Below are 11,632 nucleotides of genomic sequence, written 5' to 3'. Positions count from 1 at the left end.
TTCGCTTAGGCGCCGATCAGCGATTGGTCAGGAAAATCGCTTCCTCGTCGTCGCGCTGCCTGCCGCCAAGTGCCGCAGCCGCACTGGCAATGAAAGCCCCGACGACCAGCGACAGCGCGCCAATCAGCGAGAAGGTGGCGCCGGCCTTTCTGGCGGTGTCGGCCGCCTGCTGGGCCTTGACCTTGGCGTCCTGCGCTCTGGCGATTACCGCATCGAGGCGAGCGGTGGCATCGGCTTCGGACAGGCCTGTCCGGGCGGCCACCAGCCGCGACAGATAGGTCTTGTCGTCGGCCGATATTTCGCCTGCTGCGGCACTCGCGATCAGAATGCGCGATGCCTGCGCCGTTGCCGCGGCGTCGCTCTCCGGATTGGCGGCAGCGAGCCTTGCCGGATCGGCCGGGCGGAACAGCATATCGACGAAATACGATGTGGCGTTGTCAGTCGAGGCGCCACCAGCGTTTGCAGCAGCACCTGTCGAAGCGCCCATTGCCGCGCCGGATGCCACAGTCGAAGCAGCCTGGACACCGGTGCCTATCGCGGCCGACAGCGCCGTGCCGAGTATACCGGCGACGAGCAGCGTCGCCAGCGCCCAGGCCAGGAAGCCATGCGCGGTATCGCGGAAGAAGACTTCATCGGTGTGGATGCCGACCCATTTGGTGCGCAGGCGCCCGGCAAGATAGCCGCCGAGGGCCGACGACAGCCACTGCACGACGATCAGCCAGACGGCGGTGGAAACGGCGAAAGTTGTGACTGACGCACCCGAGCCGGACCATGGCGAGACCATACTCAGCCCAAGCCCGGAGCCGAGCAGCATCAAGATGAAGGTAAGCGTCGACGCAGCAAAGGCGCCGGCGACGATTGGTCCCCAGCTGACGGCGGGGGATGAGGATTCCGTCGGTGCGGAAACCTCGGTAGTCGTTAGGGTGGACGGCATGGAAGCCTCCTACCTTGCAAAAAGCAGAATCAGAATAATGATCGGAATCGGGACTCCGAGAAGCCAGAGCAAAATGCCACGTCCCATGAATGCCTCCTGCGGCGATTGTGATCAACTACAATGCCTTGAAAGACTTTCCGTTCCGGGAGATCCTCGGTGATCTTTGTTGCGGTGCAGCAGTCGGCGTCGGTGCGCCAAGATGCACCAATGCACTTCATGCCTGCAGGCTGGGTATTCTGGATGGCGGCTCAGATGTCCAGATTGGCGACCGACAGCGCGTTTTCCTGGATGAATTCGCGCCTTGGCTCAACCTCGTCGCCCATCAGTCGCGAAAACAGTGAGTCCGCGTCAGTCGCGTCATTGACCTTGACCTGTAAGAGCGAGCGCACATTCGGGTCGAGGGTCGTTTCCCAGAGCTGCTCGGCGTTCATTTCGCCAAGGCCCTTGTAGCGCTGCATGGTCAGACCCTTGCGGCCGGTGGCAAACACGGCATTGAGCAGTGCCAGCGGCCCCGAAATTGTTTCGGAGACATCCTTGCGGCGCAGCACCGGCGGCTCGCCATAGATTTCTGCCAGGCGCGGCGCATAGCGGTCGAGCTGGCGTGCGTCGGCGGAATTGATCAGCGCCAGGTCGAGATGCGCGAACTCCTTGACGCTGCGCACCGTGCGCTCGAATACATAGCCGCCGACGCCCTCGTTGGAGGTCGACATGCGGCCTGTCCAGCCGCGCTCGGTGTCCTCGGCGATAATGTCGAGACGGCGGGCAACGCGCTCGGCCATCTCGTTGGCGCGACCGAGGTCGGTGAAGATTTCGGGGTTGAGCGCGCCGGCAATCGCTGCCTGCTCCACCACGCCTCTGTTATAGCGCGTATGCAATCCGTTGATGAGTTGGCGGACAGCCAGGGCATCGTCGATGGCGCCGCGCAGATCCTGTCCGGCCCGCACCTCGCCCGTGCTGAGCGCAAGCGACGCTTCTTCCAGCCCCGAGCCGATCAGGAATTCCTCGAAGGCGGCTTCATCCTTGATATATTGCGAGCTCTTCCCTCGCGTCACCTTATAGAGCGGCGGCTGCGCGATATAGAGATGACCGCGTTCGATCAGTTCCGGCATCTGGCGGAAGAAGAAGGTCAGCAGCAAGGTGCGGATATGGGCGCCATCGACATCGGCGTCGGTCATCAGGATAATCTTGTGGTAGCGCAGCTTGTCGGCATTGAACTCGTCCTTGCCGATCGAGGTGCCGAGCGCGGTGATCAGCGTGCCGATCATGTCGGAGCCGAGCATGCGGTCGAAGCGGGCGCGCTCGACATTGAGGATCTTGCCGCGCAGCGGAAGAATGGCCTGGTTCTGGCGCGAACGGCCGCCCTTGGCCGAGCCGCCCGCGCTGTCGCCCTCGACGATGAAGATTTCGGATTTCGCCGGATCGCGCTCCTGGCAATCGGCCAGCTTGCCGGGCAACGAGGTGACGCCGAGCGAGCTCTTGCGGGTGATGTCGCGTGCCTTGCGCGCGGCCTCGCGCGCGGCAGCGGCCTGGATGACCTTCTCGATGACCGCCTTGCCCTCGGTCGGGTGCTCCTCGAGCCAGGTGCCGAGCGCCTCGTTGACGAGGCCTTCGACCACCGGGCGAACCTCGGACGACACCAGCTTGTCCTTGGTCTGCGAGGAGAATTTCGGGTCGGGAACCTTGACCGACAGCACCGCGGTCAGCCCTTCGCGGCAATCGTCGCCGATCAGCGCCACTTTTTCCTTCTTGGTCAGGCCCGAGGAGTCGCCATAGCCGGTTATCTGGCGTGTCAGCGCACCCCGGAAACCGGCGAGATGCGTGCCGCCGTCACGTTGCGGGATGTTGTTGGTGAAGGCCAGCACGTTCTCGTGGTAGCTGTCGTTCCACCACATGGCGACTTCGACGGTGATGCCGTCGCGCTCGGCGCGGATCGAAATCGGCTTGTCGAGCAACGGCTTCTTCGTTCGGTCGAGATATCGGACGAACTCTTCCAGCCCGCCATCATAGTGCAGTTCATGGCGCACGATGTCGGCATGGCGGGCATCGGTCAAAACGATGCGCACGCCGGAGTTCAGGAAGGCGAGCTCGCGCAGCCGGTGCTCCAGCGTACCATAGTCGAACTCGACCATGGTGAAGGTCTCGGACGACGGCAAGAACGTGATTTCGCTGCCGCTGCGCCCTTCATAGGTGCCGGGGACCTTGTCTTGTTCATAACTGCCGGTGATGCGCAGCGGTGCGTCGGCGTCGCCATGCGTGAAGCTCATCTCGTAGATCTGGCCGTTGCGGCGGATCTTCAGTTTCAGCCAGGCCGACAGTGCGTTGACGACCGACACGCCGACGCCGTGCAGGCCGCCCGACACCTTGTAGGAGTTCTGGTCGAACTTGCCGCCGGCATGCAGCTGCGTCATGATCACTTCGGCCGCCGAAATGCCTTCGCCGGTGTGGATATCGGTCGGAATGCCGCGGCCATTGTCGATGACCGTCACCGAGCCGTCCGGATTGAGCGTCACCGTCACCAGGTCGGCATGGCCCGCCAGTGCTTCGTCGATGGCGTTGTCGACCACCTCATAAACCATGTGGTGCAGGCCCGAGCCGTCGTCGGTGTCGCCGATATACATGCCCGGCCGCTTGCGAACGGCGTCCAAGCCCTTCAAAACCTTGATGGAATCGGCGCCGTATTCGGCTTCAACGCCGTTGGCGATGTCGGTCTGGTCGCTCATGAAAACCTGTCTGATTGGTGCCGTGTGCAGAGCGCGAAAAATCGGCGTCGAATCGCGCATTCCTAATGTCGTAGATATAGGCGCAAAAGGCGGTTTTTCCAAGGTTTGCAGGCATTTCCGAACGGAATGACCGTCGCGTGAACCCGCTACCGGCGCCTGGCTTCGATCCTGGCCAGCCGCTCACGTAAAAACTTGATCATGAACTTGTATCGCGGCGCCAGCCGACCGGTCCGGTCGAGCTCCAGCGTCATGTCGAGTGCCTTGGAAAGGACGGCTTTCGGGTCCTTTGCGACTTGGGCGTAGTCGATATAGGCAAGCACCAGGTCGCGCTGCCAGGTGGCGTTGTCCGGATCTGACTGGGCAAGTTTCTCGCGAATGGCAAGGCTGTCCTGAAGGGCTTGCCGGGCTCCCCTGACGTCGCGCTGCCTGAGGCGGAGCGTGGCGACTTCGGACAGCGTTATCGACAAGTCCCGCTGCCAGTCGGAATTGGCGGAATCGAGCTTCGCCAGCCTCTCCGCAATCGCGTAGCTGTCCAGATAGGCTTTCAGTGCGCCTTTGTGGTCGCCCTGTATCGCCAGGACGCCGGCGACCTTCTCGAGGCACACGGACAGGTCGCGCTGCCAATCGGTGTTGTTCGGGTCGCCGGCGGCGAGCGCGCTGGCTTGCGAGAATGCCTGACGATAAGCCGAAAGTGCCGCCGGCCAATTCTGCTGGTCGCTCAGCGCGTTGCCGACCTTGGCGTTGCCGACGGACAGGTCGCGTTTCAGCTCGGTGTCGTCCGGATCGCGTTTCGCCAGTTGCTTGACGATCGCCAGGCCTTCCTTGTAGGCCGTCAGCGCCCCAGCGGCGTCGCCGCGTTCGCGCAGCAGGTCGCCTATCGTATCGTGGCTGACCGAGACGTCACGCTGCCGATCGGCGTCTCCCGGTCTGTCCGCCGCCAGCGCCAGCCGCACCTTCAGGCTCTCTTGATAGGCCGCCTGTGCGTTGTCCAGTTGACCTGCGACATGGGCAAGGTGGCCGATCTCATCATAGGTGATGGTCAGGTCGCGCTGCAGTTCGGCACGGTCGGGCTCGCCGGCAGCGAGCTGTTTCTTGATCGACAGGCTTTCCTGATAGACCTGTGCGGCGCCGGCCAGATCACCTTGCGTCGCCAGCACGTTACCGATCTTGTCGTCGGTCATGGCGAGGTCGCCGAACCACTCCAGATTGTCCGGCTCTGCCTCGGTCAGGTCCTGCAGAATGGTCTTGGCCGTTTCATAGTTTTGCAGCGCTGCCGGCAGATTGCCTTGCGCCATCCGCACGTTGCCGAGCTTGACGTGGCTGACGGCGAAGTCGCGCTTCACGTTGGGATCGGTTTCGTGGCGCGACCGCCGCTCGAGATCGGCTTGCAGCGCCTCGAAGGCGCGGCCAGCAGCATCGATGTTGCCGACCGTGGTATAGAGCTTGCCGAGCTCGTCCAGCGTGCGGATCAAGCGGTCGGCGTCGTCGAGCGACAGCACCACCTGTCCGGCTTCGCCATAAAGCGTGAGCACGGATTCATAATCCTTGATGGCTGTGGCGTAGTCGAGGTCGGCGCGCGCTGCCCCGCCGGACAAATAGCGCGTCGCGGCTTCGGAAAGCGTGCGACTGACGAAATTGGCCTTCAGCGCGTTGCGCGAGATATTGTCGATCTCGGCTGCTTCGGCAAGCTTTTTCCGCGCGGCATCGAACGCTCCCAGCGAAAGCTGCTCTTCCGCCTGCCGGCGCAACGCTGCCACTCTGAGATCGTCGGAGGAAAGCGTCCGCATTTCGCTCCGCACCTTGACGAAGGCGTCGGCTGCCTCACGCAGCCTGGCGTTCAGACTGTCCGCGGAGAGGCGGCCGGCATCGGAACTGATCAACGCGCCATAGAGCGGTGCCAGCGGCATGTCGGCGTCGCTGGCGATCTTTTCCACCTCGCCACGCATCGCGGGCGTCACCTCGGCCATGGCCAGCAACAAGCGTTCGCGCTCCGGCAGTTTCTCCTTGGCTGTCGTGGCAAAGAACAACTGCGGCAGGCCGCTCTCGACATAGGGCAATTGCCTGCCGCGCGAGAGATCGTAGACCTCCTGCTGCACGAGCGTCAGCACGGAGCGGATCTCAAGACCCTCGGTGCCGAGGTATTTCGTCAGCGCCGCGGTGAACGGCGAATTCTGGCCGGTCCCATCCGAGGCGGTCTCGCCGGGCGCCGCCGAGAAGGCAAACAGGATGTTTTCTGCCCGCCCGATGCGGCCAAGACCCGGCCGGACCTTGTCGCTGACCTCTTTTACCAGCGCCGTTGCGCCGCGGCCTTCGCCGCCCGTGGCAGCAAACAGATCGCTGCGGCAGGCATCGAGCACGATCAGTCCGACCTTGCTGGTGGCGGCGACGGCCGCGCGGATCTCCTCCAGCGGCAGGCTGGTCCCTTCCAGCGTAGCGAGCGACGACGCGTCTGCATCCACCGGCAGGAGCCGATTCTCGCCGGCGATCTCGACGCCGTGGCCGGAGAAGAACACCAGTGCCACGTCGGCGCCTTTAGCATCCTCGCGGAAATCGTCGAGCGCCCGGCGCATGCGCCGCAGGTCGCGGTTGGTTTCGAGGAAGACCTCGAAACCGAGCTTCCTCAGCACCGTTTCCATGACCTCGCCGTCATTGACGGGATTGGCGAGCGGCCGGATCAGCCGGTAGTCGTTCTCGGCGATGACCAGCGCAACGCGCCGCTCCGCCATGGCACCGGAGGCCGTCGAGAGGATCAGCAGCAAAGCAAACAGAAGACGCAAATCGAACCGCCCCGGCCCGGTCATTTCCCGGAGCATTCCATCTCTTTATGGCATGAGCAAGTTATGGCATCGGCAAGCCCGGCCGTTCGCGTTGTTAGCTGGCGCGCATCGGCCTCAGCGCTTCGCTCCAGCGGGACAGCTCGTCCAGCATGGTCTTGGCTCCGCCGAGCACCTGCTCGCTGGGCAGGAAGGCGCCGGTCTCGTCGAGCAGCTTCTGGTACATCGGGAGCGCCACGCCTTCCGGAATCGGCATGACGCCGACCGCGGTCAGCAACGGTTTGACCGCCTGCGCCGCTCGTAAGCCACCGGAGACACCGCCGTAGCTGAGGATGGCGGCCGGCTTGTATCGCCATTCCCTGAGCAGGTAGTCGACCGCGTTGACGATCGCGGGGGCTGCGAAATAATTGTATTCCGGCGCTACGAAGACGAACGCGTCGGCGGCGTCGATTGCTTTCGACCAGGCTTTCGTGTGGCTGTTTTCGTATCTGCCGAGTCTAGGATGATGCGGCTCGTCCAGCACCGGCAGGTTGAAGGCGGCGATATCGGTGAGCAATGGCTCGAATTTGCCGTGTTCGCGCGCAAAACTTTCCAACCACCTTGCGAAAACGGGTCCGGCGCGGCCCGGCCGCGTGCTGCCGATGATGACGTTCAACTGGTGCTTCAAGGCAGGCACCCGCCGGTTAGTGGCATCTGTGGTGCTGCCACCTAAGACACACAGCCGGACACAGCAAGCAGGCACTTTCCGGTGCCCCGGTCACATTCCAGAGAGCGGATGCTTCGCCTTGTCGTCCGGCCACATGGACGCTTGCCTTGCCAGCCACTACATTGAGGGGTCAGCGGAGCAAGCCATGGACAGTCAGCCCGTCCCCTTCGTCCCGCCGGCGCCGAAGCCGCGCACCGCGCCGCCTTCGACGCTGGAGATGATCCGCATCGTCTATCGCAATCCGCTCGAACTGTGGGGCGAGGCGACCTACAACGAGCCCTGGATTTCGGTGAACGGCGTCGGTGGGCCGCTGGTCATCGCCAACGATCCCGGCCTCATCCGCCATGTGCTGGTCGACAACGCCAAGAACTACAAGATGGCGACGGTGCGCCAGAAGATCCTGCGGCCGATCCTGCGCGACGGGCTGCTGACCGCCGAAGGCGAGGTGTGGCGGCGTTCGCGCAAGGCGATGGCGCCGGTGTTCACGCCGCGTCACATTTTCGGCTTCGCCGAGCCGATGCTGAAACGCACGCTCGAATTCGTCACCCGTTACGAGCAAGGTGGCACGTCGGATATCGCCCACGACATGACGCTGCTCACCTTCGACATCCTGGCTGAGACGCTGTTTTCGGGCGAGATATCGGGCGAGCCGGGCAGCTTCGCCAAGGAGATCGACCGCCTGTTCGAGACGATGGGCCGGGTCGATCCGCTCGACCTTTTGCGTGCGCCCGATTGGCTGCCGCGCCTGACGCGCATCCGCGGCCGCAAGACCATGGCCTACTTCCGCAAGATCGTAACCGACACGGTGCAGATGCGCGAGGCGCGGCTGAGGCGCGCTCCGGACACGGTGCCGCAGGATTTTCTCACGCTGCTGCTGAAGGCGGAGGGACCGGGCGGGCTGACCCGGGCCGAGGTCGAGGACAACATCATCACCTTCATCGGCGCCGGCCATGAGACTACAGCCAGGGCGCTCGGCTGGACGCTCTACTGCCTTGCCGAAGCGCCGTGGGAGCGCGAAAAGATCGAGCACGAGATCGATGCTGTGCTGGCGCGTGAGCCCGACCCGACGAAATGGCTCGACGCCATGCCGCTGACCCGTGCCGCCTTCGACGAGGCGCTCAGGCTCTATCCGCCGGCGCCGTCGATCAACCGCGAACCGATCGAACCCGAAACCTGGAACGGCCTCTATATACCGCGCCGCGCCGCGGTGCTGGTGATGCCGTGGGTCGTCCATCGCCACAGGAAATTATGGGACCGACCGGACGCTTTCATGCCGGAGCGCTTTCATCCGGGGAATCGCGAAAAGATCGACCGTTTCCAGTATTTGCCGTTCGGCGCCGGCCCCCGCGTCTGCATCGGTGCCAGCTTCGCCATGCAGGAGGCGATCATTGCGTTGGCGATCATGCTGTCGCGCTACCGTTTCGACACCACCGCGGAGACCCGCCCCTGGCCGGTGCAGAAGCTGACGACGCAACCGCAAGGCGGGCTGCCGATGCAAGTCACCCGGCGCGCCTCGTAAGCGGCTGAACGTCCATTCGCGCCGGTATTATGCGGCGGACTTGCGTTGGAACTGGCCCGCGGCGCGGTAGCGCCAGAGATAGCTGGGCAGGATGGTTCCGATCGACCGTGGCTGGATTCCGAGGCCGGCGAGCGTCCTGTTGTCCTTGACGGCGGCATCCGACACGACATTGTGCTGGCGCAACAGCAGGACCTGGTCCTTGGTCAACAACGGATTGGGCAGCAGCCCGAGAATTGATGCCTGGAGGTTCGCCAGCCACCACGGCATAGGCAGCAAAAACCGCTTGCGTTCGATGATAACAAGCAATTCTTGCATGCATTCCTTGAAAGTGAGCACCTGCGGCCCGCCGAGCTCATAGATATGGCCGCCCTGGACCTTGCCGTCGACCGAGTGCGCCACCGCTTCGGCGACGTCGCCGACATAGACCGGCTGGAATTTCGTCTGACCGCCGCCGATCAGCGGCAGGACTGGGGAAAAGCGGGCCATGTTGGCAAAGCGGTTGAAGAAACCGTCCTCCGGCCCGAAATTGATCGATGGCCGCAGGATCACAGCGTCCTGGACCGTCTCAAGAACGGCCTTTTCGCCAAGCGCCTTGGTGCGCGCATAGTCCGATTGTGCGTGGAGATCCGCGCCCAGAGCCGAGATGTGGGTGAGGCCGGCGCCGACGGCGCGCGCCGCTTCAGCGACAGCGCGCGCGCCGAACTCGTGGACGGCAGTGAATTTCTGCCGGCCGGCCTCATGCGCGATCGCCACCAGATTGACGACATGGTCCGCGCCTTGCACGGCGCGGTCGACCGACCAGCGCACCCGGACATTGGCCTGCACCGGCTGGATCTGCCCGACATTGCCGAGCGGCTGCAGGTGGCCGGCGAGATCGGGCCGACGGCAGGCGACCCGGATGCGGTAGCCGCGCCTGGCCAGCGCCCGCACGACATGACGACCGACAAAGCCGGAGCCGCCGAACACGACGACGAGCTTTGGGGTCTGCAGGATTTCGGTCATGGCTGGCTCCGGCGGGCTATCCAGATGGCTTGGTTGAAGCCGTTTCATAGTCCGTTTCGCGCCAAAGGCAAAGGGCGACCATAGGTCGCCCGGCATTGTTGAAGCATGATTTTCCGGATCCGCTCGAAACGGCAGAAAACTCCGCCGAGGCCCGGCTTTGCGGTAACTCCATTCGAAACAGGAACCTTTGTTCGGTCGGCGATTTTAGATGTATGGTTTGATTCCGAATGAAGGATATTGCCAATGACAAAACGCGTTGCGATCTTCGCTCTGGCATTAGCAGCAGGCTGCAGCATTGGCGCCTCGGCATTCGCCGGAAACCGGCATCACCACCAAGCTCAACCCGAACGCTATGTTCCCGCCAACGGCGACATCATTGAGTTCCTGTTCGGTGGCCCGCGCTACTATGACAACCACCTGTTCACGACAGCCGCCGAACCCTGCTCCTACAACAGGGTAGGACCGGACGCGAATGCGGCGAACGTCATCAACGATCATTATTGCGGGAAGTAGGCTCGCGCTGCCGGATCGGCCGGCCTCCTCAGCCGCTCATCGGACAAACGAATTTCTTCAGGACGAATAGCGCGCGGCGAATTCGGAAATGCGTTGCACCACAGCTTTCGGCGCGCTTATGCCGCGCGCCGCCGACTTCTCCGCGGCCTCGGCCCGGGCACGCCCCGGCACATGCACGCCATAGCGCCGCCGCAACCGGTCGAGCTGGTCCTTCATCCGTTTCTCGAAGTCCGGATCGAGCAGCTTGGGCTCGACGGCGAGCACGAACAGGCCGGTCCCCGGACTGTCCTGCCCGCCGTCGAACCATGGCGCATCGAGCGACCAGTTGGCGCCCGACAGGCCGGCAGCCAGCACCTCGACCATCAACGCGATGTTGGCGCCGCGCTGGCCGCCGAAGGCAAGCATGGCGCCTTTCATGGCGGCTGCCGGGTCCGTGGTTGGATTGCCGCTGGCGTCCAGTGCCCAGCCTTCGGGGATCTTCTTGCCGTCCTCGGCCGCCTTGCGGATGTTGACGAAGGCGGTGGCGCTCGACGACTGGTCGATGACCAGCGGCGCCCCGTCCGCGGCCGGTGCGGCAAAGGACATCGGGTTGGTGCAGTAGACCGGCTTGACCGAGCCCGAGCCGGCAAGCACGGCCGGGCCGTTGGTCGCGGCGAACGATACCAATCCCTGCGAGGCCAGCCGTCCGGTGAAATAGCCGAGCGCGCCGCACGTATAGGCATTCTTCTGCGAAAAGATGGCAACGCCGAACAGCCGCGCCGCCTTGGCGAGGTCATCGATCGTGCGGTCGAAACCGGTATGCGCCAGTCCGCCGCGGGCATCGGAGAGATAAACCGCGAGCGCTGGCCTGGTGATGACAGGATCGGCATTGCCGTCGATACGGCCGGCTTCCAGCGCTTCGAGATAATCAATGAAATGCGACAGCCCGACGGTCGATAGTCCTTCAGCCTCGGCCGCGACGATCGAGGCAGCCAGCGACTGCGCCGCCTCTTCGTTGGCGCCGGCGCCAAGTGCGGCCATCCGGCACAGCCCTGTCGCCTGGTCGAGACTGAGTTGCATGGTAGCTGCCCTGAATTCGCGACTTTAACAGCTTTAGCCTAGCTTGCTCGGGATCCGTGCCTCGAGCCGGCGGAAGCCGAACACCAGGATACCGGTGATGGACATATAGACCAACGCCAGAAGCAGCAAGGGTTCGTAGGTGACGAAGAGATCCTGGCGCACCCGCGAGGCTACGGCATAGATGTCGACCATGGTTATCGTTGCCACCAGCGGTGTTGCTTTCAGCTGGAGAACGGTTTCACCCGCCAGCGTCGGCAGCGCCCGGCTGATCGCCTGCGGGAGCCATATTCGCCCGAAGATTTTCCAACGGCTCATGCCGAAAGCGCGGGCCGCCTCGAGTTGGCCGTGCGGTACACCGGCGAAGGCGCCACGCATCACTTCACCTTCATAGCCGGCATACGAGAT

The 11,632-nt window shown here is 63.7% G+C and carries 9 protein-coding genes; 2 read left to right on the top strand and 7 right to left on the bottom strand.

The window, feature by feature from the left end; translation table 11 throughout:
- Window positions 1-16 precede the first annotated feature (16 nt).
- The 4 genes from NKH89_RS26500 to NKH89_RS26485 all read right to left on the bottom strand — a co-directional run bounded on the left by NKH89_RS26500 (window position 17) and on the right by NKH89_RS26485 (window position 7,095).
- Window positions 17-934 (bottom strand): hypothetical protein, encoded by a 918-nt coding sequence (locus NKH89_RS26500; protein WP_352789356.1) that lies wholly within the window; start codon window positions 932-934, stop codon window positions 17-19.
- A 248-nt stretch (window positions 935-1,182) separates the two neighbouring features.
- Window positions 1,183-3,654 (bottom strand): DNA topoisomerase (ATP-hydrolyzing) subunit B, encoded by a 2,472-nt coding sequence (gene gyrB / locus NKH89_RS26495; RefSeq protein WP_352789354.1) that lies wholly within the window; start codon window positions 3,652-3,654, stop codon window positions 1,183-1,185.
- Between the two features lie 146 nt (window positions 3,655-3,800).
- On the bottom strand, window positions 3,801-6,467 hold the full coding sequence (locus NKH89_RS26490) for a caspase family protein (RefSeq protein WP_352910624.1): 2,667 nt from the start codon (window positions 6,465-6,467) through the stop codon (window positions 3,801-3,803).
- Window positions 6,468-6,525: 58 nt separating this feature from the next.
- Window positions 6,526-7,095 carry an NADPH-dependent FMN reductase gene (locus tag NKH89_RS26485; RefSeq protein ID WP_023718034.1) on the bottom strand — a complete coding sequence of 190 codons (570 nt, stop codon included), beginning with the start codon at window positions 7,093-7,095 and terminating at the stop codon, window positions 6,526-6,528.
- 184 nt (window positions 7,096-7,279) lie between these two features.
- Here NKH89_RS26485 and NKH89_RS26480 point away from each other — a divergent pair, with 184 nt between their 5' ends.
- Window positions 7,280-8,653 (top strand): cytochrome P450, encoded by a 1,374-nt coding sequence (locus NKH89_RS26480; protein WP_023718033.1) that lies wholly within the window; start codon window positions 7,280-7,282, stop codon window positions 8,651-8,653.
- A gap of 27 nt (window positions 8,654-8,680) precedes the next feature.
- On the opposite strand, the gene NKH89_RS26475 is transcribed toward NKH89_RS26480, so the two are convergent.
- Window positions 8,681-9,655, bottom strand: coding sequence for a complex I NDUFA9 subunit family protein (locus NKH89_RS26475; protein ID WP_023718032.1), 975 nt, complete (start codon window positions 9,653-9,655; stop codon window positions 8,681-8,683).
- A gap of 243 nt (window positions 9,656-9,898) precedes the next feature.
- On the opposite strand from NKH89_RS26475, the gene NKH89_RS26470 reads away from it, so the two are divergent.
- The gene (locus tag NKH89_RS26470) at window positions 9,899-10,168 is read left to right on the top strand and encodes a hypothetical protein (RefSeq protein ID WP_352484389.1); all 270 of its coding nucleotides are present in this window, start codon (window positions 9,899-9,901) and stop codon (window positions 10,166-10,168) included.
- 57 nt (window positions 10,169-10,225) lie between these two features.
- On the opposite strand, the gene NKH89_RS26465 is transcribed toward NKH89_RS26470, so the two are convergent.
- Together NKH89_RS26465 and NKH89_RS26460 are read right to left on the bottom strand one after the other, a co-directional pair.
- A complete protein-coding gene (locus NKH89_RS26465; RefSeq protein WP_352591783.1) occupies window positions 10,226-11,227 on the bottom strand; it encodes an Ldh family oxidoreductase in 1,002 nt (333 codons plus the stop codon).
- Between the two features lie 33 nt (window positions 11,228-11,260).
- Window positions 11,261-11,632, bottom strand: a 372-nt coding sequence (locus tag NKH89_RS26460) for an ABC transporter permease subunit (protein ID WP_352910621.1), incomplete at its 5' end; no start/stop codon positions are given.

The organism is Mesorhizobium sp. M0923 (assembly GCF_040319365.1).
Taxonomy (GTDB): domain Bacteria; phylum Pseudomonadota; class Alphaproteobacteria; order Rhizobiales; family Rhizobiaceae; genus Mesorhizobium.
This window is presented reverse-complemented; position numbering and strand designations above follow the sequence as displayed.

What these genes read in the sequence shown, in the direction of transcription:
- NKH89_RS26500 (WP_352789356.1), bottom strand. Translation starts at nt 934, where the DNA reads ATGCCGTCCACCCTAACGACTACCGAGGTTTCCGCACCGACGGAATCC.
- gyrB (WP_352789354.1), bottom strand. Translation starts at nt 3,654, where the DNA reads ATGAGCGACCAGACCGACATCGCCAACGGCGTTGAAGCCGAATACGGC.
- NKH89_RS26490 (WP_352910624.1), bottom strand. Translation starts at nt 6,467, where the DNA reads ATGCTCCGGGAAATGACCGGGCCGGGGCGGTTCGATTTGCGTCTTCTG.
- NKH89_RS26480 (WP_023718033.1), top strand. Translation starts at nt 7,280, where the DNA reads ATGGACAGTCAGCCCGTCCCCTTCGTCCCGCCGGCGCCGAAGCCGCGC.
- NKH89_RS26475 (WP_023718032.1), bottom strand. Translation starts at nt 9,655, where the DNA reads ATGACCGAAATCCTGCAGACCCCAAAGCTCGTCGTCGTGTTCGGCGGC.
- NKH89_RS26470 (WP_352484389.1), top strand. Translation starts at nt 9,899, where the DNA reads ATGACAAAACGCGTTGCGATCTTCGCTCTGGCATTAGCAGCAGGCTGC.
- NKH89_RS26465 (WP_352591783.1), bottom strand. Translation starts at nt 11,227, where the DNA reads ATGCAACTCAGTCTCGACCAGGCGACAGGGCTGTGCCGGATGGCCGCA.